Origin of the sequence: Flavobacterium sp. JLP, assembly GCF_015350755.1 — a bacterium.
Classification (GTDB): Bacteria; Bacteroidota; Bacteroidia; order Flavobacteriales; family Flavobacteriaceae; genus Flavobacterium.
Window position 1 is genome coordinate 187,372 of sequence record NZ_JADKPS010000004.1, and the last position, 21,437, is coordinate 208,808.

Below are 21,437 nucleotides of genomic sequence, written 5' to 3' on the forward strand. Positions count from 1 at the left end.
ACGCAAGGTTCGCTAAGTTTATTTATAAAGCTTTGCGAACTTTTTTTATACTCCTTTTCTAAGACTAAGCAAAAAACCTTAGCCCTCTTTGCGGTAAAACCACGCCGCGTATAAAAACAAAAAATCATCCTGAGCGAAGTAGAAGGATATCACCAGAAGCTCTACATAGATTGCCGATTTACGTTGCGGTCCTTCGACTTCGCTCAGGATGACATAAAGACGTAAAAATTCTCTGCGTTTCTTTGCGAAACCTTAGCGCTCTTTGCGGTTAAATTTCTTTACATTACATCTCAATACAAAACAAAAAAAAATGCAGCCACCACAGCTGCATTTTCAAGTTGGTAACTAACCAAATAAACCACATGAAATAGCCTATTTTATCGTAAAGATTACATTAGAAAAAATATCTCTTAAATGCTTCGATAGCCGAATAATCTGCTAAACCTAAAGCGTGATATTTTTCTGCAGTCAATCTGTTTCTGTCTTCTACTCTAACCCAGAATTCTCTACTGTCATCGCCTTGAAACATCACTCCATCTTTTTGAGACTGGTGATAGAAAATAGCATGACGTTTTTTAAGAACTTGATCTGGGCTCATGGGTACCGCCATTTCAATTTGGTACGATTCCCATTCATGCCAAGCACCTCTGTAAAGCCAAACCCAGCAGTCATCCATATAACTGTTGTGTTTTAATCTTTTTAGTGCTTCGAATAAACTGTCCAGACATACTTTATGTGTTCCGTGCGGATCTGCTAAATCTCCGGCAGCATAAATCTGGTGCGGTTTTATTCTTTCGATAATATCACACATGATTTGTATATCAGCTTCTCCCAGATTATTTTTCTTAACCGTACCTGTTTCATAAAAAGGCAGATCTAAAAAATTAACATTAGAATCTGGCAAACCTAAATATCGTGTTGCTGCAAGCGATTCGCTTCTTCTTATCAATCCTTTTAATTTTCTAACTTCTAGTGAATCGATATCATTTCCTTTCTTACTTTTCAAAAAATTTATGATATTTTCTGATTCAGCAGAATTTGCATTTAATGCCTTAGATATTTCAGCAAATTTTAAAGCTTCTTCGTTTGAAACCGCAATATTTCCTGAGGTTTGATATGCAATATGAACATCATGACCTTGCTCTACAAGTCGGTCAAAAGTTCCTCCCATCGAAATCACATCATCATCCGGATGCGGACTAAAAATGATAATTCTTTTTCTTTCTGGATTCGCGCGTTCCGGTCTGTAGGTATCGTCTGCATTAGGTTTTCCTCCTGGCCAGCCTGTAATGGTTTGCTGCATTTTGTTGAACATTTTAATATTCAAATCGTATGCAGTTCCTTCTTCAGTTAAAACGCTCGACATTCCGTTGTCGTTATAATCTTTGTCTGTCAGTTTAAGGAAAGGTTTTTTTGTCAATTCACTTAACCAAGCTACGGCTTTCAGTTTTAGCTCGTCTGTCCAAACTACTGATTTTACCAACCAAGGCGTTTTTACTCGAGTTAATTCTGATGACGCTTCGGTATCTAAAACAAAAGTTGTGTTGTTGTGCTGTTGTAAATACGTAGCCGGAACTCGAGATGAAATTTCGCCTTCGATTGTTTTCTTTATAATTTCTGCTTTGCTGATTCCCCATCCAAGAAGTACAATTCTTTTGGCATTTTTTACAGTACCAATTCCCATTGTAATAGCTTTTCGAGGTACATTATCAATACCTAAAAATGATGATGCTGCATCAGTTCGCGTTAAATGATCAAGTGTAATGCTTCTTGTTCCTGAATTAACGTGAGATCCAGGCTCATTAAACCCAATGTGTCCTGTTCTTCCAATTCCTAAAAGCTGAAAATCCAATCCGCCATAGGCTTTAATTTTCATTTCATAATCAATGCAATATTGCTGTAAATCTTCATTACTTATATTTCCGTCTGGAATATTAATATTTTCCGGATGAATGTTAACATGATTAAAAAGATGCTCATGCATAAAATGATAATAACTCTGAATATTTTCCTTATCCATTGGGTAATATTCATCTAAATTGAAGGTTACAACATTTGCAAAACTCAATCCTTCTTCTTTATGCAATCTAACCAGTTCTTCGTAAACTTTTATTGGTGACGACCCTGTTGCTAATCCTAAAACGCAAGGTTCGCTTAACTCTTCTTTTCTTTGAATAATATTGGCTATTTCTTGAGCTACTAATATCGAAGCTTCCTGAGACGAATCGAAAATTACATTATGAATCTTCTCAAAACGGGTTTCTTCGAATTTTCCAGCTTCTTTGAAATTTATACTTTCTTTAATCATTTGCCTGTTGTTGTAATTATTTAGTATAAAATTAAATATTACATAGAGTAAATAATCAAAAATTCGACTAATAACATATAAACTTCGTTAGAAGACATAATTAGAAACTTTAAGCAAAAATATTTTAATCCAACTGTCGTTTATTGTGTTTCAATTACATTTATTTCTGCTATAGAAACTGTTGATCCCTTTCCTACTGCCGACTTGGCGACGAAACGAATATACCTTGCTTTATCTTTTTTAAACGTCTTTATCTGTTCGATTGGATTGTGTTTAATATTCGAAAATTCACCTTCTGACTGCAATTTCCAAGTCACACTATCAATACTGGTGTAGAATTCGTAATTTGAAATTAAATTAAGATTATTACCCACTTGCTGCGGTATATACGTAAAACCATTTATGTTCAATGTATTTCCCAAATCGATTATAATTTCCTGTGGCAGTTTATTAGACTCACCGCCAAAACTCCATTCGGAATTTGGATTTCCATCAATAATTCGGTTTGCCGACTTCAAATCACCGCTTGACGCCGAAACTATTTTCCAGTTTTCTTTTGAAACACCGTATTTTGCCATTTTTACAGCACTGCTAGTATTTTCTACCGTGTTTATTGCAATCGCTTTTATTGTAACTGCTTTATTGTATCGAAACACTCCTTTATATAAAATACTTTTTTTCGTTGGATTTTTTCCGTCAAGCGAATAATAAACAGGATTTCCATCTTCCGATTTAATCGTAACATCGCCATTTTTATCACGCTGAATTTCCGGCATTCGTACAAAGGTCGGCGCATTGTAAGCCTGAATATTCGAAATCACAATATTGGCTTTAGAATCTGTAATATTTATCTTCAATGCCGATGCTGTAACTCTTTCGATTCTTAAAATTCTTTTGTAGCCAATCGTGGTTTCGTTTGCAACGGTTTTCCAGTTTCCATCTACTTTAACCTCAACATTAAAAGCTTTTACACGCTGTCCGAGTGCGATATATTCTTGAAGCAAAATTCGATTAATTGCCGTTGGTTTATCAAATTCAAAAACAATCGAAGCTGTTTTTACATTGTCATCTGTCGCCCAATACGTATTTTTGTTCCCATCAGACGTATTTTTTGCTGCAAATGCTGTGCTGTTTCCTCTAACGTTATCAGCAGAAATTTTGGTTTTTGAAAGCAATTCGGTTTTAAAATCGGCTTTAATTGTTGAAACTAATTCCTTTAATCTTGCCTCATCATTTTCATGAACCAAACCTCTTTTATCAACCGGAAGATTTAATAATAAAGTAGCATTTCGACCAATTGATTCATAGTAAATATCGACCATTTCATCTAGCGGACGGACTTTGTCATCTTCAACAGCATGATAAAACCAGCCCGGTCTGATCGAAACATCGGCTTCGCCCGGAACCCATTTTTCTCCATCTTCATGACCCGACATGAATTCAGTATAATGCACTTTTCCAGCCAATTCATCTTTTTGGCGTAAAAGAGCCCAATTTGTTTTTCCGGCACGGCCTTCCTCATTTCCAATCCATCGAGCTTCTGAAGGACCGACTCCCCAAACCAAAGTTTTAGGAGCAGTTTTATAAATCAATTCATAGGTTTCATCCCAATTGTAATATTCCAGTGTATTGATTTTTCGAGTTTCATTTGCACCGCCATAGTAACCGTCTCCGCCGTTTGCACCATCAAACCACATTTCAAAAACATCTCCGTAATTTGTAAGCAGCTCTTTTAGCTGATTTCTGAAATACGTAACATATTCGGGTTTTCCATAATCAGCGCGATTTCTATCCCATGGCGAAAGATATAATCCCAATTTTAAGTTGTATTCTTTACAAGCGGCGGCTAATTCTTTCACTAAATCACCTTTTCCATTTTTCCAAGGAGAATTTTTTACCGAACGTTCTGTATAAGCAGACGGCCACAAACAAAATCCATCGTGGTGCTTTGCAACCAAAATAATTCCTTTCATACCTGCTTCTTTCACAACGCGGGCCCATTGACGAACATCTAAATTTGTGGGATTAAAAAGCGCTGGAGATTCATCTCCATAACCCCACTCTTTATTCGTAAATGTATTTAATGAAAAATGCACAAAAGCATAAAATTCCATTTCCTGCCAGTCAATTTGTTTTTGTGTTGGCAACGGACCAAAAGGCTTTGGAACATTTGCCAATTCCTGAGAATATATTGGTGCTGTTATACAAAGAAAACTTAGTAATAGAAAAATATTTTTCATTAAGGGTCAATTAATATTTTGTTAGCAAGTGAATTAAAATATAAATTTAAAGTAAATCAACATTGTATTTCATACTATTTCGACCAATAACATTTTTGAGCGCATATTGGGAAAATTATAAAAGCATTTTTTTTTTCGAAAAGCTATAAAAACAAAAAACCACTTCATTAGAGTGGTTTTGGTAAAATATATTTTTATGATTTAGAAATTTAAAAAATACCCATATTTTCAGGTTTTATTGTAAATCCTAAACGCAGCATACTTTTATGTTCTTGGTAATCTATTAAACTTTCTGTATACCCAACAAACCATTGAAGTGTTAGATAGTAATTCTCATTTTTGTACGGCCTCCAATTTACCTGTGTCTGCAAGGATCCGTAATTAATAAGACCGCTTCCTTTTCTAAAAAGAATATCTGCGCTCCATCGTCCCGGCTGTATCTTATATGTTGCACTTGCTTCGCCATAACCTACATATTTGGTAAGCTCCGGATTGTCTTCTTTATCAACAATCGGAATCCATCCTCTGATTCCCACAATCCATCTTGGAGAAATTTGTGATTTTAATGAAAAGGCCAGCATATTCCAAGTTCTGGAATAAATTGAATCTCTCCCATTTGACTCATGTTCTAGTGAAATTGTTCCATAAGTCAGTCTTCCGCCTTTTAAATAAAATGGGCGAACGATGGCAACACCCGGATTAAAATTAAGTTCTGAAAATGGTTTTGAGCTGGCATAAATATCCCAAAAGGCTTTTTGTGTATACATCAAATACGGAAAGAAACCGCCCCACAAAGGTTTTGACTTCAATCTTAATTTAAAACTTACTTGATATTTTACATCAGCATTATCGCGAGTAATGTCGGTATTTATGGGTACGCCTGTTAAAAAATAATTGTCCTTGTGGACAGAAAAACTTGGTTCCTTTAACAGCGAATCTGCAGCACGGAAGTTTTTTTTAGGCTCTAAAATTTGTGCATTTATATTGATTGAAAACAAAATCAAACAAAGCAATAGGTATTTAAAATACATTCTTATAGTTTAAGTTGAGGCTTATATTTAAGCTTTTAAAATAAAAGTAATGTATTTTAATCTCTGGCATTAACTCAAAAAAAAAGAGAGTTAACCCAATAAATATAAGCCCTTTAATCAATAAAAACTAATCGAATATTACTAGTTTATAAAGACTTCATAATCATGAATTTAGAAGTAAATTACATTAGATAGATTTACCAAAATTAAATATTTCTTCAAGCTGAATTATAGAGGTTCCTTTAGGCAATATTTTTGGCGCCTTTGCTAATTTTTCTGCCAAAATCGATGTTGGCAACGGTTTAAATTTTCTAAATAAACCTATTGCGTTGATCATATTTAATAGCTTCGCAATTATCTTTTCACCAAGACGGTCTGTATCTTTTCTTAAAAGCAGTCCCGGTTTAAAAATAATATACTGCTCAAAATCAAGTGCAGCAATTTTATCTTCAAGTTCTCCTTTTATTTGAGAATAAAAAACCTTGCTTTGCGAAGAAGCACCATAAGCAGACAATAAAACGAACGAAGATAGACCGTTTTCTTTGGCTAATTTGGCAAAAGCTGCGGGAATTTCATAATCTATTTTCCTTTGATTCTCTTTTGAACCGGCGGCTTTTAGAGTTGTTCCCAAACACGAAAAAATGACATTGCCAACAATCAAATCTTTATATGCCTCTATATTAGAAAAGTCAATAATATGTTCTACAAGCTTCGGATTTTGTTTTCCTGTTGACCTTCGAACAAAAATTGTAATAGTTGTATAATCTTTGTCTGCCAAGAGTTCATCAACTAGAAATTCTCCTGTCGAACCTGTTGCGCCAATAATTAATGCTTTCATAGTATTAAATTTCTAAATAATAATTTCTAATATATATAGGTAATTTAAACCCAATATACCGCCAGCACTCATCGCTCTAAAAATAAGATTATGCTTTTTATAAAAAGACGACTTCGGCAATTTCGTATAGCTGACTATTAATGCGTTTTGAAATCCTTTTGTTGTTTTACTGATAATAAAAATCTATATAAAAATAAACAAAATTTGAATATAAACTGAAACAGCAATACTTGACTGCTTTTGTATTCAAAGTATTTCCCTGAATTTATTTTAAAGAATTCAGGGAAATATTAACTTTTTAAGATTAAATAGTTGGTGCAACTTTTAGATCAGAATCCTTATTACTTTTTAATTAACCAACTTTCAACAGCTTTTGAAAAATCTGCCACATCAATCGGATGTCTGCTGGTTATGATATTTCCGTCAGTTACTACTGTTTCTTCTAATACCGTACCTCCGGCATTTTTTAAATCCACTTGAATGTTCCAATATCCTGTTAGTTTTCTTCCTTTCAAAATATCGGCAGATGCTAAAACTACTGGAGCATGACAGATAGCAGCAATCAATTTTCCGGATTTATTGAAATCCTGAATGAATTTAATCACATCTTTATCGTTTCGAAGATTATCAGGATTCCAAGCGCCACCCGGAATAAATACGGCATCATAATCGCTTACTTTTATCTGATCAGCAGTTCGATCAAATTTAATCCAGCCAACGGGCTGTAAGTATTGAATTGCCATTACATGTGTTTTTGACATCTCTGGATATACAAGTCCGTATCTTTCTGGAGCGGGATTATATTTCGGAGCCACTATTTCTACTTCTGCTCCTAATTCTTTAAAATACCATACAGGACCGGTTAATTCAATTTCCTCGAAACCATCAGCCACGATAACGGCAATTTTTTTTCCTTTTAGAGCTGATTTGTTTTTTACAGGCGTAAAAAAGAAAGACTTTAAAGCCTCATTTCCTGGAGCATCCAATAATTTTGATACGGGCATATTAACGACTGCCGACTGAGTTGATAATTTATTTACAATTTCTAACTCATTACTATAATTTGTTTTCATTTCTTTTGTTTTTACTGTTACTTGAGCTTCTACATTTGATACCGCAAGTATACTTATGATACCTGCAACGATGATTTGATTCATTTTTTTCATTTTTCTTAGATTTAATTGTTGATCATAATTTATATAAAGTTTTATTTCTTCTTATTCACGTGTAAGCGGTGCAAATTCGATTAGAGTATGAATTCCATCCTGAAAGGGCTGCTTTTTTATATTTGTATTTAAGTAATTAATAACAGGTTGAATGGGTGGAAAATTAAGGTGATACTGGAACGCATCTTTACTTCTGAATTTTTCAAAAGTTACAAACTGAGTATTATCTTCCTTCAATTCTGATAGTTGATAGGTTACTACGCCAGACTCGTTTCGAAATTGAGGCATAGCTGTGTGGTATACATCTTTAAAATTTTCTTCTGTACCTTTCTTAGCGTCTACAAAAAGTATGATTGTAAGCTGGTCATCTTCTGTTTTGCTTGCTCTGCGCCATTGCTGTTTAGAAATGGGTTCTAAATCTTTTACATAAATTATTTTTTCAGGCTTAACTAGTGCCGCTTTTTCTAATGTTATTAATGCTTTTGAGATTGAATTGTTTTTGAATTTATCCAACTTGCTTTGATTGGTCCAACGCTCAAATAACCAAACTACAGACTTATCATCTTGTTCAAAGTAAGCTTCTGACATAATATTATCATCATTTGACAAAGATTGCAATACATAATCACCTAAGGTTTTTTGAAATTCCTGCTGATATTCCTTTTTTACTTCATAGCGCGTAATTTTTGCAACCATTTCTTCCTCACTTTTATTTGAATTTTGTGCTATTGCAAATTTGCCAATCGAGAGAAAAAGAGTCGTAAAAATCATTACTGTTTTTGTCTTCATAATTTTGCTTTTTATTTATTTCTTTTGAAAACAAAAACGCCTAGATAATGAAAAACCAATCCAATTGCCCACGCTGCTGTTTGCCAAATGGGCCATAAATAAGTTCTGTCTGTAATAAACCATATTAACCAAATCGCCGGAATCGTCAATACAAATACTAATAAGTGAATTCTAAACCCTTTGTTTGGATTGATTTGAGCAATTGTATGCTCGTTTGCTAAATTTTTCATGATATTTGATTTTTATAATTATATTTATTTAAGTTTTTTTCCTAATTGTTCTACCTTTTTCAACCATTTACTTCGTTGATTTTCTGTTGATTTTCTCATAAAACCAAAAGTTGAAAATTTAATAGGATCAAATCCTACATAGCCGAAAACAATATTTTTGAGGATTTGATATTGAGATGCACGATAGATCAAATAGAACCACCATTTTGGTGTATCCATCGTAACTAAAAGTCTTAGGCTTTTTCCTTTTAAGAGTTTTTCTGGAAATATTTTCCCTGAATGATGTTTAAATGCAAAGTCAGGCAAAAGAATTCTGTCTATAAACCCTTTGGTAATGGCAGGCATAAAACCCCACCAGTTTGGATAAGACAAAACAACATGGTCTGCCCACTTGATAAGTTCCTGAGCATTTATCAGATCTTTTTCTAGTGGTAAAGTTTCATTCGCTTTATAACCTTCAGAAAGATTTACATTGAAATCTAATTTAGATATATAAAGGGTTTTACAGTTTGCTCCTGTACTTTCTACTCCTTTTCTGTAAGCATCTAGCAATGCATTACAAAAAGAATTTTCAGAAGGATGGCCAAGTATTAGTAAGATATTCGTTTTCATTGCAGTTCATTTAATTTGACACTGCAAAGATTTTAAATAAAGAAGAGGGGCTGCTGACACAAAAGTGTCAAAAAACTATTTATGCGCTAATTTTTGTCGAATTCTAGTAAGAGATTGTCTTTCGATACCAAGAAAGCTGCAAAGATGAGAAACAGATATTCTGTTAAATAGACCGGAATGATGTTTAATAAAATCAAGATAACGCTCTTCCGCAGTTTGAAATATGAAGCTTTCAATACGAGCCTGTTGGCGCTTTAAAATTTCTTCAGCAACTAACCGCCCATATTTTTCAAAAACCGGTAAGTTTTCATAGATCCATTGCAGGTTTTCATATGAAAGGCAAACCATGGTCGTTGGTTCTAAGCATTGAATTGAATATTGGCTTGGCTGCTGTGTTATAAAAGCAGGATAATGTGTAGCATAATCGCCTTCACTATAAAAACCTACGGTAATTTCATTTCCGTCATTGTCTACAAAAGAGGAACGCACTAATCCGCTTGCAATAAAACCAATTTCTTTTTGCACTTTGCCAAATTGAAGAAAAAAATCCTTTTTATTTAATTCTTCTAATGTAAATTTTGAAGCAAACAGAGAAAGCTCATCATCCGTTACAGCAGGGCAAATTTTCCTGACCGATTTTAAAAGTATCTCGACTCCTGGTTCCATCATACTCAATTTTAAAAAATGCCGCTAACAAAATTAAAGAATTAGATTCTAAAATTAATCTGATTTTACAACCCAAATAAAAAAGATTGATTCTAAATTCAAAATACTGTTAACAAGATACTTATCAATAAAGAATTAAAGACACTTTTTTTCATAAATTTGGTTTAGACAAGCTATTTTTCTTTGACTACAAATAGTTTTAATGAGGTACTATTTAAATTTTTAATTGTTCTTTCAAATTTAGGTTATGGAGCAGCATTCAAAAAAGCAAATTTAATAACGCATGTACTAATTGAAGAAGGAAAATTGTAAAAACAACCTCTCAGTTAAACTCTGCAACTAAAAAGTTTTGAAAGATTAGCACGATCCAAATGCTCAAAAATCTTTAAAAAATCATGAATGAATTTAATTAATATAAACCCAAATATGGAGCCTGAAAATCATTACATTAATAGAAGCGGTTGGCTGAGAGCAGCCGTGCTGGGAGCAAATGACGGAATTTTATCGACTACAAGCCTAGCAATTGGAGTAGCAGCGGCAAGTATTACAAGAGAGCCTATTTTACTTGCAGCAGTTGCAGGTTTAGTCGCAGGCGCACTGTCAATGGCTGCGGGCGAATATGTTTCGGTTAGTTCTCAGGCTGACGTAGAAACAGCCGATCTAAAGCGAGAGAAAGAAGAACTTGAAAACATGCCTGAATCGGAACTTGAAGAGTTAACACATATTTATGTGCAGCGAGGACTAAATAAAGAATTGGCAAAACAAGTTGCGATCGAATTAACAGCTCATAATGCACTCGAAGCACATGCGAGAGATGAACTTGGAATCAATGAAATTACACAGGCTAATCCTTTAATGGCGGCTTTCGCATCAGCTGTTTCATTTATTATCGGAGGATTACTGCCACTTTTGGTCGCTATTTTTGCTCCAATAAAACAAATGGTGTTTTATCAATATGGATTTTCGATACTCTTTTTAGCATTATCCGGAATACTAGCAGCCCAAGCTGGCGGATCACATACACTAAAAGCTGTATTGCGTATTTGTATTTGGGGCACATTTGCTATGGCAATGTCGGCACTAGTTGGCTATGTTTTTGGCGTTCAGACCACTTAAAAATAGTTTCTTTATTTTAGATTTAAAAAATTAATACAATCTTAAGGGATTAAAAAAAATAAGATACACAACAATTCGTTATTTCGTTATATCTAAAAACAAACTGCAAAATGAAGCTAATTACATTATTCCTATTAGTAACGGTGCTTCCTATAAATTGGGAACCTGACTTTAATAATGCAAAAAAAACGGCAAAGGAAAAGCACGAATTAATTCTTTTAAACTTCTCTGGTTCAGACTGGTGCGGACCCTGTATTGTAACGCGCAAAGAATATCTTGAAAGTCAGGTATTCACAGATATGGCAAATGAAAATTTAGTATTGGTTAATGCTGATTTTCCAAGGAAAAAGAAAAACATCGGAACGCCTGAGCAAGTTAAGCGAAATGAAGGATTAGCGGAAATATACAACAAAGAAGGAAGTTTCCCTTTAACACTTCTTCTAGATGCTGATGGCAAAGTAATCAAAACTTGGCACGGAAAACCTGAAACCTCACCTGAACAATGGACTGCCGAAATAAAAGCGATCTGTGACAGCCGAAAATAACATATCAAAAAATCAAAAATATTCACAATCCCTAAAACTCATGGGAAACAACTTCACAATTACAGTTGTAGATGAAAATGAGAAAAAAGGGAATGAGAATATTAATCTCGCTATTGAAGAAATAAGGCGAATTGAAAAACTTTTGACTACTTATAAAGAAGACAGTCAGACGAACCTGATTAATGAAAATGCAGGGGTTAAACCTGTAAAAGTAGATCTGGAAGTTTTTAATCTTATTGAAAGATCTGTCGGGATTTCGAAAATTACACAAGGTGCATTTGATATCTCTTACGGAAGTATCGACAAAAGTCTTTGGAATTTTGACAAAACAATGACCAAGCTTCCAGATGCTGCAACGGCTTTAAGAATGGTGCATCTTATTGATTACAGAAATATCAATTTAGACAAAGAAAAAACTACAGTATTTCTAAAAGAAAAAGGCATGCGAATTGGGTTTGGAGGTATCGGAAAAGGATATGCCGCAGAAATGGCTAAACAAATCCTAGTTAAAAATAATGTTCAAAGCGGCATTATTAATGCAAGCGGAGATCTTTGTGCGTGGGGACTACAGCCAAATGGTAAAAAATGGACTATTGGCGTGGCAAATCCAGATGCTCCAACTGGTGCATTTTCGTATATGGAAATATCCAATAAAGCAGTAGCAACCTCTGGCAATTATGAAAAGTTCGTAACCATTAATGGCAAAAAATATTCGCATACCATTGACCCAAAAACAGGGTTGCCAATAACCGGAATTAAAAGTGTTACCATTATCGCTTCTAATGCAGAATTTGCAGATGCAATGGCAACTCCAATAGCGGTTATGGGAATTAAGGCAGGCTTATTTTTAATAGATCAGATCCCTGATTTATATTGTATTATTATCGATGACAGCAATAAAATTTACACATCAAAAAACATTAACCTGAAATGAAAAAGCCAAAGCAAAAAAATCTAGTACTGTTCTGCAGTATTGCTTTTACAGCCATTCTCTTCACCTCTTGTACTTCGGTAAAAGAATACCAGAAAGGAAAAATCAACGATTCTGAAATGGTCCTTTCTAATCGAAAAATCGAAAAGACAGAACTCAGTTTTCAATCCTACCGTGAAGGAGCTTCCGGAGCAAATTCAGGAAAAAGCGGTGGTGGCTGCGGGTGCAACTAATTTTCATACGGTAAAAAAATGAAAAGAATATTCATAACAGGGTTTGCTTTATTGGCACTATTTCAGGTAAGAGCACAAAATGTTCCTACTGATTCTACCAGTTACAAAAGCAAAAAATTAAAATTGGAAGAAGTTAATCTAGTTTCGAGTTATTATAAACAGGACGGAAACAATTCTGCCGTTACTGGCGGCATTGGTTCTGAACATCTTACTGATATTGCAAATACTATTGATGTTAAATTAGTAAAATACGGAGAAACCGGAATTAAGCATACTTTTGACATCGAAGCTGGTATAGATCATTATACCTCAGCATCATCAGATATGATTGATTTGAGCGCAAATTCATCTGCGTCTTCTTCAGACAATCGATTCTATCCTTCTTTGACTTATTTGAGAGAGAATGAAGAAAAAGGAAGAACATTAGGGATTGGAGTTTCATCATCAACGGAGTTTGACTACCAGTCTTTTGGAGGAAATATTAGTTTCTCACAAAAAACAAAAGACAGAAACGGAGAATTTACAGCTAAATTTCAGACCTTTCTTGATCAGCTAAAACTAATAGAACCCGTTGAGCTTCGCGCGCCAGGAAGTGAAGGTTACGGCAGTGCCAACAGAAATACTTTTGCAGGAACTTTAAGTTACTCACAGGTTGTAAACAAAAACCTTCAGGTAATGGTTGTAGGAGATGTAATCAGCCAAAACGGGTATCTAAGCCTTCCATTTCATAGAGTGTATTTCGCAGATGGCTCGGTGCATCAAGAAAAAATGCCGGATACCAGATTAAAAATTCCATTGGGAATCAGGGCAAGTTATTTTTTAGGTGACAATGTAATTATTCGTGCTTATTACAGATATTATACTGACGATTGGAGCTTAAAAGCGCATACTGCCGATCTTGAAATTCCTGTGAAATTAACCCAGGCATTTTCAGTAAGTCCGTTTTATAGATATTATACGCAGACGGGAACTAAGTATTTTAAACCTTACGGAGAACATACTGCAGCTGATGAATATTACACCAGTAATTATGATTTATCTAAGTTTGACAGCAGTTTTTTTGGAATGGGCATGAAATTCACGCCTCTAAACGGAATCTTTGGACTTAAACATTGGAATACATTAGAACTCCGTTATGGGCATTATACCAGAACTACTAATATGACTTCGGATATTATTAGCATTAACATAAAATACAAATAACAGATAATCAATTACTTATAATCTATAATAATTTTAGGCACGTTTCTTGTTTATTCTAAATATAATAATGATTTAAAAAATTAAAATTATGAAAACTTTAAAATATTTATTGATTGGAGTATTATTCCTTTCTTTTAGCTACTCTCAAGCACAGGTATCTGTTAATGTCAATATAGGCACACCACCAGCATGGGGACCTGCAGGCTACACAGATGTTCGCTATTATTATCTGCCAGATCTTGAAACTTATTATGATGTAAGCACATCAAATTATGTTTATTTAAATAACGGAAAATGGGTCAGAACCAGATCACTTCCTTCTGCTTACAGAAATTATGATCTATATAATGAATATAAAGTTGTATTGACAGATTATAGAGGAGATCGTCCTTATGATAATTTCAAAACTCATAAAGTAAAATACGGAAAAGGCTATAAAGGGCAACCTCAAAAAACAATCGGTCAAAAGCCTGGCAAAGGAAATGATAAACAAGGAAAAGATAATGGTCATCACGATAATGGCAACCACAATGGAAATGGAAAAGGAAAAGGAAACGGGAAACATTAAATTAAAAGAGGCTCAATAGAGCCTCTTTTTTTATGTTAAACTAAATATCCATTAATATATCATATCTTAATTACAATTTGCAATTCTCGGATTATTTAATGCACCACATTGAAAAGAATATTTACTCTGTGGATATAAGGGAGAAGGATTATCGGTTACTTCTAGTGGCGATAGTGCCTGCCCATTATAACTTGGCATTGTTACCTGCTCTTTAGATCCATTTCCGAGTGCTACATTTTTGGCTGCTGCATTTCCATTAAAACTATAATCAATCATTGCGTCCAGTAATCTGTATATTCCATAATAATCATATGCGTCATACGAACTTTGCGTATTAGGAAGATTATGTTCTGCTGTGTAGGTAAATGTAGGTAAAACTGATTTTTTTATTAAGATAAAATCTTTTTCAGCGTTTGGAATATTTATATTTTTAAAAATATCAATTGCCAATCTATGATCATTCGTTACATCATCATTATATACTTGGGTGATCAGTTTTGTATTTTCTGGGAAACCTTGTAATTCTGCCTGTGTAATTTCATACGAATACCATTGTGCCATTGCGAAAATAAAACGTCCGTTTTGTCCCCAGCCTTCATCAATGAAGCCTCTGTGTGCTAAAGCAAAAGAAGCTCCTCCGCCAAATGAATGTCCCATGAAACCTACTTTTTTTGTATCAATTATAGCAGGATAATCGGTCACAGCTTTTTTAAAACTTTGCCATAGAGTATCGTATCTTTCTTCTACTGTCACACCTGTAGTTGGATAGGGAGCAAATACTACAACATATCCTTTCTTTGCAATAAACTCATACAATCCTATATTATATGCACTTTCTTCACCTCCGTAAGGATGCGAATAAAAAATAACAGGTTTGGGTGAAGTTATTCCTTTTGGATAAAAAATTTCAACATTTTTCCCACTATATAATGGGCTTGGAAAACTAATTTTTGCTACTTCGTAACTGCCATCAGAACCATATCCGGTTTTTGGCCTCGAAATAGGTCCTGCCAAATCATCATCTACATAAGCAGAATCTTGATTTGACTCATCTGCATCATTTTTTGAGCAGGATAGTAATAGAAACAAAGAAATAATGAGTAAAATTGGGGCTTTCATTTTCACATATTTTAAGATTATTTTAATAAGACACTTTTTCTTTAAAATGGTTTAATTTATTTTTCCAATGTAGTATAAAATAATCTATTTAGAAAATATAAAATATTGGTCTTAAAAAATGAAATTCCATTTACAAAATTTAAACTTTCAAGAATTATAATAAAACAAAAAGCCACTTCAATTGAATGGCTTTAGTGAATGCATGCGTATTCTCAAAAATCTAAATATTATCAGTTAAAAGATTGCCTAAACTCTAAGGGAGAGGTTTTTGTTTTAGTCTTAAAAAATTTACTAAACGATTGCGGATGTTCAAAACCAAGCTGAAAAGCTACTTGCGCCACAGATAAACTAGTCGTAGACAACAGCTCTTTAGCTTTTTCAACCACTTTAATGTATGTGCTGTTGTGCATTATGTCCTATCAAAGAACGCAGCATATCACTTAAATAACTTGGTGAAATATTTAAACGATCTGAAAGGAATTGAACTGTTGGCAGCCCCTGATTTAAGGTCATTTGATTATTAAAATAATCTTCTAAGAGTTCTTCAAGATTTTGCAGCAGATTATTGTTCACTGCTTTTCGGGTAATGAATTGGCGTTTGTAAAAACGATTTGCATAATTAAGCAATAATTCAATTTGAGAAATAATAACATCCTGACTAAAATCATCTATTCTACTAACCAATTCTTCTTTAATTATTTTAAAAATTGAAAAAATAGTTTCTTTCTCATGCTCTGATAAATGTAATGTTTCATTAGCCGAATAAGAGAAAAAACCATATTGCTTGATTTTTTTTGCCAAAGGATAATTCCATAAAAAATCAGGATGTATCAGCAAAGTATATTCAGAACACATTTCTCCTTCATTATTACCATGATTGCCAATAATTTGATTTGATGCAGCAAATAACAATCCTCCTTCATCAAAATCATAATGTCCCTGGCCATATTTCAATTTACCGCTTAGACGTGGCTTATAAGAGATTTTATAGAAATTAAGTACATGAGAAGTAGGCAAATTATTTACGATTAGCTTATTTGTTGCTGCATCTATCAAACTGATCAACGGATGATCCGGCGCAGGCAAATCAAAAGCGCGATGCACATCTGATAACGACTCCATTTTTTGATGGATTTTCTCTTCCTTTTTCATTTTTTAAAATTATGAAATTATAACCGGCAATACTTCATCACCGGTTATATTTATTATTGATAATTACTTTGCAATTCCCTGTGCTGCTGAGGAAACCGCATCCCACTCTTCCCAGCTTGCCAGTCTTTCAGCATAAGCATTACGAACCCATGGCAGATTTTGGCTGCCCAAATGAATTCGAAGAGGTGGGTTTTCGGCATCAACAACTTTGAAAAGTGCATCAGGTGTTGCTTTAGGATCTCCTTTTTCTAGTTCTCCCAAACTATTAAAAAACTGTGTTTTAAAATCTTGGTAAACATCAAGTCCTGCGGCAAATTTTAAAGAATCCTGACTGCCAAATTCGGTTGCATATGCACCTGGTTCTATAATTGTTACTTTAATTCCAAAAGCTTTAACTTCTGCTGCTAAACTTTCATGAATTGCCTCAAATGCCCATTTAGATGAGCAATAATAACCAATTACTGGTAATACTACATGGCCAAGATTACTGGATGTTCCCAAAATATGGCCAAATCCTTGCTTGCGTAAAAAAGGCAAAGCGGCCTGAATTACAGTAAGCGGTCCAAAGATATTTGTTTCATACATCGCCTTTACATCATCTGTACTGGCTTCTTCAATTGTGCCCACTAGCGAATATCCGGCATTATTAAATACAATATCTAATCTCCCAAAATGGGCATGTGCTTTTTCTACCGCAGTCTTTACTTGATCAGGCTTAGTTACATCAAGCGCTAAGATTAATACATTTTTACCATATTTTTCTTTTAGATCAGCAATACTGTCCAAATTACGCGCAGTAGCCGCAACAAGATCGCCACGCTTAAGTGCTGCATCGGCCCAAACTCTCCCAAAACCTCTTGAAGTTCCTGTAATAAACCATACTTTTTTGTTGCTTGAAATATCATTTTGATGTGCCATAACTTTGTGATTAAATTTATAATACGACAAAGGTCTGCAGATACTATTGTTCACTTGTAGCTTAACTCAGGAACTTTGTAGCCAAAATGAGAATCGTTGAATTTATAAGGTTAATCAACTTTTTCACTTTAAATCCAAATTGATTTTTCAGAAGTATAAACAATATAATATTGAATTAAGGAACCGCTTATAAAATTTAGAAGTAATTATCAATTTTAAATTTGATGCAAACAAAAAAGCCACTCGATTGAGTGGCTTTTCGTGAACGCAGAAGGATTCGAACCTTCGACCGCCTGCTTAGAAGGCAGGTGCTCTATCCAGCTGAGCTATGCGTCCATTTATTTTAAAACTTATGGCAAAGTTTTTGTCGGGGTGGCAGGATTCGAACCTGCGGCCTCCTGCTCCCAAAGCAGGCGCGATAACCGGGCTACGCTACACCCCGAAGGCAAATTTTTAAGCGGAGAGACAGGGACTCGAACCCTGGCGACGGTTACCCGTCGACAGATTAGCAATCTGCTCCATTACCGCTCTGGCACCTCTCCAAGCTCAAGGAAACATGTCCTATTTTGCGGTTGCAAATGTAACACAACATTATATTACTCACAACTATTTCTCCGCTTTTTTTTATCTTTTTTCAATCTTTTTTTTAAAACAGTTCACAATCAAACGAATAGAATTAACAAAAAATTCATACTAAATTAAAAATTCAATCGAATAGATGCAAAATTTGAATTTATTCAAATAAAGAGTAAATTTGCTTGATTAACTAATATTAACAGAAAATGAACAAAAGAGTTGTTATCGTTTCTGCCGTTAGAACACCTATCGGAAGTTTCATGGGAGGGTTATCTACCGTACCCGCACCAAAATTAGGTGCTGCCGCTATAAAAGGCGCACTTCAAAAAATTAACCTAGACCCAAAATTAGTTGATGAAGTTTTTATGGGCAATGTAGTTCAGGCCGGAGTTGGTCAGGCACCTGCACGTCAAGCGGCACTTTTTGCTGGTTTGTCTGAAGAAGTTGCTGCTACAACCGTAAACAAAGTTTGTGCTTCTGGAATGAAAGCTGTTATGTTTGGCGCTCAGGCAATCGCTTGTGGCGATGCCGAAATTGTAGTAGCCGGAGGAATGGAAAACATGAGCTTGATTCCACATTACGTACAAATGCGTAACGGAACTAAATTTGGTCCAGCAACTATGCTTGACGGAATGCAAAAAGATGGTTTGACAGATGCTTACGATAACAACGCAATGGGAGTTTGCGCTGATTTATGTGCAACTGAATACAACATCAGCCGTGAAGAACAAGATAATTTTGCAATTCAATCTTACGAAAGAAGTGCAAAAGCTTGGGATGCCGGGAAATTCGACAACGAAATTGTTCCTGTTGAAGTACCGCAAAGACGCGGTGAACCAGTCATCGTTTCTAAAGATGAAGAATACACTAACGTAAAACTAGATAAAATTCCTTCTCTAAGTGCCGTTTTCACTAAAGACGGAACAGTTACTGCTGCAAATGCTTCTACCATTAATGATGGAGCTGCAGCTATAGTTTTAATGTCTGAAGAAAAAGCAATTGCATTGGGATTAAAGCCCCTAGCCTACATAAAAGGTTATGCTGATGCTGCTCAAGAGCCAAAATGGTTTACAACAAGTCCTGCAAAAGCATTGCCAAAAGCACTAAATAAGGCTGGAATTGCAATTGATGATGTGGATTATTTCGAATTTAATGAAGCTTTTGCTGTTGTTGGATTAGCCAATTCAAAAATCCTTGGTCTTAATAATGATAAAGTAAATGTAAACGGCGGAGCAGTTTCATTAGGACATCCTCTTGGATGTTCTGGAGCTAGAATTATCGTAACTTTACTAAATGTTCTAGAACAAAATAATGCTAAAACTGGTGCTGCTGCAATTTGTAATGGCGGTGGCGGTGCTTCGGCAATTGTTATTGAAAGAGCCTAAATAATAATACATTAGATTAGGAGTTATGATAAAGTAACTCCTAATTTTAAACCTATAAATTACCCTAAATGTTCGGAATTTGCAATCTAGCCATAGTACCCGTTCGATCTGAACCAAGCGACAGAAGTGAAATCGTTACACAGCTTTTGTTTGGCGAGCACATCCAAATCTTAGAACGCCAAAATCAATGGGCAAAAATAAAAATTCAGTTTGATGATTATGAAGGCTGGGTAGATTCTAAGCAATATCAGGTAATTTCTGAAGCAAATTACAATCAGTTAAGCAATGAAGCAATTATTTTAAACGCTGATTTGATTGATTATATCACCGCGCCAGAAAACTTATTACTTCCAATTCCGCTTGGAGCTTCTTTATCATTCTTAAACAATACTGAAATCAACACTTCAAACTTTGATTTTGAAGGAACAAAAACCAGTGGCGTAAAACCAAAAAGCGCACTTATAAATACTGCTTTTATGTATTTGAACGCACCTTATCTTTGGGGCGGAAAAACACCATTCGGAATCGATTGTTCTGGTTTTACACAAATGGTTTACAAATTAAACGGCTATAAAATTCACCGTGACGCCTCACAGCAAGCGCTTGACGGCGAACCTTTAAGTTTTATTGAAGAAAGTGAAGCCGGAGATTTAGCCTTTTTTGATAATGACGAAGGAAACATCATTCACGTCGGTATTATTATGGAGAATAATTACATCATTCACGCAAGTGGAAAAGTCCGCATTGACCGTCTTGACCATTTAGGAATTTATAATCCGGAACTAAACAAACACACCCATAAATTACGCGTAATTAAAAAGATCATTTAATTTTTCAGCCCAGATTTCAAGATTCAAATAATTAAAATTTATCCAACATCGGCAAAAAAATAAAATCCGTGTAAACCAGTCTAAATCCGTGTCATCCGTGTGCCAATATATCACGCACTAATTCGAATCGTCTTTCTAAATTCCGAAGGACTATTCCCTCTTTGCTTCTTAAAGAACTTATTAAAATGGCTTTCATCCGTAAAACCAAATTCATAAGCGATTTCATTAATACGCTTATCACTGAATTGCAAACGATGTTCAATCAGTTTCGTTTTATAATTACTAATATATTGTTGCATCGTTTCATCGGCATGTTTCTTAAAATAACGCCCTAAATACGTATTTGAAATTCCGAAATACTCACTTATAGATTCGGCCTTGATTCTTTCAGGATAATAAATATTAGTCTGAATATATTGCAGGATATCCATCGCTTTTGCTTCTGTGCCAACATTTACCTGTTCCGGTAAATACTTCGCAATATTTCTCGCCACAATAATAATTAAAGTATTCACCAATTGCTGAATCAATTCTTTATTGTACACATCTTTATCCTGATGTTCACGACAAATTGCTTCAATCATCACTTTTACCAAACATTTATCGGCATCATTTTTCAAAATACAGCCTGGCTGATGATTGGCATTTTGTAGAATATACTCTAAACGCTGAATATTCTCATTCTGCAGACTCGAATTCTTCAAATAAATATCATTAAACCTCAAAAAGAAAAACTTCGTTTCCGTTTCAATTGTAAAATTATGACAATCCTCAGGCGTCAATAAAAACATATGTCCGGCATCATATTCAAAAATATTTTTATTGATACACTGCCTTCCTGTTCCGCTTAAAATGTAAACCAATTCAAAAAAATTATGACGATCACCCACATCCGGATATTCGTCTAAAGTCTCGAAAGAAACTGTAAAAGGCTCATATAAGTTCTCTTTTTTCATATCAATAATAATTTTGAAGTTGCAA

22 protein-coding genes and 3 tRNA genes are annotated in these 21,437 nt (G+C 34.5%); 8 read left to right on the forward strand and 17 right to left on the reverse strand.

Going from position 1 to position 21,437, the window contains the following annotated elements:
• Positions 1–394: 394 nt before the first annotated feature.
• From nagB to IRZ83_RS12255, 9 genes are all read right to left on the reverse strand, one after another.
• Positions 395–2,308 carry a glucosamine-6-phosphate deaminase gene (gene nagB / locus IRZ83_RS12215; protein ID WP_194569097.1) on the reverse strand — a complete coding sequence of 638 codons (1,914 nt, stop codon included), beginning with the start codon at positions 2,306–2,308 and terminating at the stop codon, positions 395–397.
• A gap of 140 nt (positions 2,309–2,448) precedes the next feature.
• Entirely contained in the window at positions 2,449–4,548 is a 2,100-nt protein-coding gene (locus IRZ83_RS12220; RefSeq protein WP_194569099.1) for an alpha-L-fucosidase, read from the reverse strand.
• A 209-nt stretch (positions 4,549–4,757) separates the two neighbouring features.
• The gene (locus tag IRZ83_RS12225) at positions 4,758–5,579 is read right to left on the reverse strand and encodes a phospholipase A (protein ID WP_194569101.1); all 822 of its coding nucleotides are present in this window, start codon (positions 5,577–5,579) and stop codon (positions 4,758–4,760) included.
• A gap of 187 nt (positions 5,580–5,766) precedes the next feature.
• Entirely contained in the window at positions 5,767–6,417 is a 651-nt protein-coding gene (locus tag IRZ83_RS12230; protein ID WP_194569106.1) for an NAD(P)H-binding protein, read from the reverse strand.
• A 341-nt stretch (positions 6,418–6,758) separates the two neighbouring features.
• Positions 6,759–7,583, reverse strand: coding sequence for a DJ-1/PfpI/YhbO family deglycase/protease (locus IRZ83_RS12235; RefSeq protein WP_194569108.1), 825 nt, complete (start codon positions 7,581–7,583; stop codon positions 6,759–6,761).
• Between the two features lie 51 nt (positions 7,584–7,634).
• Complete coding sequence (locus tag IRZ83_RS12240) at positions 7,635–8,372, reverse strand: putative quinol monooxygenase (protein WP_194569110.1); 738 nt, start codon at positions 8,370–8,372, stop codon at positions 7,635–7,637.
• 11 nt (positions 8,373–8,383) lie between these two features.
• The gene (locus tag IRZ83_RS12245) at positions 8,384–8,602 is read right to left on the reverse strand and encodes a 2TM domain-containing protein (RefSeq protein ID WP_194569112.1); all 219 of its coding nucleotides are present in this window, start codon (positions 8,600–8,602) and stop codon (positions 8,384–8,386) included.
• A 24-nt stretch (positions 8,603–8,626) separates the two neighbouring features.
• Positions 8,627–9,214: an NAD(P)H-dependent oxidoreductase gene (locus IRZ83_RS12250; protein WP_194569118.1), complete on the reverse strand. Its 588-nt coding sequence runs from the start codon at positions 9,212–9,214 to the stop codon at positions 8,627–8,629.
• Positions 9,215–9,289: 75 nt separating this feature from the next.
• On the reverse strand, positions 9,290–9,883 hold the full coding sequence (locus IRZ83_RS12255; RefSeq protein WP_228520689.1) for a Crp/Fnr family transcriptional regulator: 594 nt from the start codon (positions 9,881–9,883) through the stop codon (positions 9,290–9,292).
• A 423-nt stretch (positions 9,884–10,306) separates the two neighbouring features.
• Here IRZ83_RS12255 and IRZ83_RS12260 point away from each other — a divergent pair, with 423 nt between their 5' ends.
• The 6 genes from IRZ83_RS12260 to IRZ83_RS12285 all read left to right on the forward strand — a co-directional run bounded on the left by IRZ83_RS12260 (position 10,307) and on the right by IRZ83_RS12285 (position 14,476).
• Positions 10,307–10,996, forward strand: a complete 690-nt coding sequence (locus IRZ83_RS12260) for a VIT family protein (protein ID WP_194569120.1) — start codon at positions 10,307–10,309, stop codon at positions 10,994–10,996.
• Positions 10,997–11,106: 110 nt separating this feature from the next.
• On the forward strand, positions 11,107–11,541 hold the full coding sequence (locus IRZ83_RS12265) for a thioredoxin family protein (protein WP_194569122.1): 435 nt from the start codon (positions 11,107–11,109) through the stop codon (positions 11,539–11,541).
• Between the two features lie 40 nt (positions 11,542–11,581).
• A complete protein-coding gene (locus IRZ83_RS12270; protein WP_194569124.1) occupies positions 11,582–12,475 on the forward strand; it encodes an FAD:protein FMN transferase in 894 nt (297 codons plus the stop codon).
• A complete protein-coding gene (locus tag IRZ83_RS12275; protein ID WP_051662788.1) occupies positions 12,472–12,705 on the forward strand; it encodes a DUF4266 domain-containing protein in 234 nt (77 codons plus the stop codon). The genes IRZ83_RS12270 and IRZ83_RS12275 overlap by 4 nt, the downstream gene beginning before the upstream one ends.
• 18 nt (positions 12,706–12,723) lie before the next feature.
• Positions 12,724–13,908 (forward strand): DUF3570 domain-containing protein, encoded by a 1,185-nt coding sequence (locus tag IRZ83_RS12280; protein ID WP_194569126.1) that lies wholly within the window; start codon positions 12,724–12,726, stop codon positions 13,906–13,908.
• A gap of 88 nt (positions 13,909–13,996) precedes the next feature.
• Positions 13,997–14,476 carry a hypothetical protein gene (locus IRZ83_RS12285; protein WP_029273059.1) on the forward strand — a complete coding sequence of 160 codons (480 nt, stop codon included), beginning with the start codon at positions 13,997–13,999 and terminating at the stop codon, positions 14,474–14,476.
• A 66-nt stretch (positions 14,477–14,542) separates the two neighbouring features.
• On the opposite strand, the gene IRZ83_RS12290 is transcribed toward IRZ83_RS12285, so the two are convergent.
• The 7 genes from IRZ83_RS12290 to IRZ83_RS12315 all read right to left on the reverse strand — a co-directional run bounded on the left by IRZ83_RS12290 (position 14,543) and on the right by IRZ83_RS12315 (position 18,207).
• Positions 14,543–15,595, reverse strand: coding sequence for an alpha/beta hydrolase (locus IRZ83_RS12290; RefSeq protein ID WP_194569128.1), 1,053 nt, complete (start codon positions 15,593–15,595; stop codon positions 14,543–14,545).
• A 230-nt stretch (positions 15,596–15,825) separates the two neighbouring features.
• Complete coding sequence (locus tag IRZ83_RS19635) at positions 15,826–16,005, reverse strand: helix-turn-helix domain-containing protein (protein ID WP_317174566.1); 180 nt, start codon at positions 16,003–16,005, stop codon at positions 15,826–15,828.
• On the reverse strand, positions 15,983–16,747 hold the full coding sequence (locus IRZ83_RS12295) for an AraC family transcriptional regulator (protein ID WP_317174567.1): 765 nt from the start codon (positions 16,745–16,747) through the stop codon (positions 15,983–15,985). The genes IRZ83_RS19635 and IRZ83_RS12295 overlap by 23 nt, the downstream gene beginning before the upstream one ends.
• Positions 16,748–16,810: 63 nt before the next feature.
• A complete protein-coding gene (locus IRZ83_RS12300; RefSeq protein ID WP_194569130.1) occupies positions 16,811–17,665 on the reverse strand; it encodes an SDR family NAD(P)-dependent oxidoreductase in 855 nt (284 codons plus the stop codon).
• Positions 17,666–17,927: 262 nt separating this feature from the next.
• Positions 17,928–18,001 (reverse strand) — tRNA-Arg (locus IRZ83_RS12305).
• A 31-nt stretch (positions 18,002–18,032) separates the two neighbouring features.
• Positions 18,033–18,107 (reverse strand) — tRNA-Pro (locus IRZ83_RS12310).
• A 16-nt stretch (positions 18,108–18,123) separates the two neighbouring features.
• Positions 18,124–18,207: transfer RNA gene (locus IRZ83_RS12315), tRNA-Ser, on the reverse strand.
• Positions 18,208–18,447: 240 nt separating this feature from the next.
• On the opposite strand from IRZ83_RS12315, the gene IRZ83_RS12320 reads away from it, so the two are divergent.
• Positions 18,448–19,626, forward strand: a complete 1,179-nt coding sequence (locus IRZ83_RS12320) for an acetyl-CoA C-acyltransferase (RefSeq protein WP_194569132.1) — start codon at positions 18,448–18,450, stop codon at positions 19,624–19,626.
• A 68-nt stretch (positions 19,627–19,694) separates the two neighbouring features.
• On the forward strand, positions 19,695–20,456 hold the full coding sequence (locus IRZ83_RS12325) for a C40 family peptidase (protein WP_194569134.1): 762 nt from the start codon (positions 19,695–19,697) through the stop codon (positions 20,454–20,456).
• 110 nt (positions 20,457–20,566) lie between these two features.
• Here the strand turns inward: IRZ83_RS12325 and IRZ83_RS12330 are convergent, their stop codons facing one another.
• Positions 20,567–21,412, reverse strand: coding sequence for an AraC family transcriptional regulator (locus tag IRZ83_RS12330; protein ID WP_029273053.1), 846 nt, complete (start codon positions 21,410–21,412; stop codon positions 20,567–20,569).
• Positions 21,413–21,437: the final 25 nt, after the last annotated feature.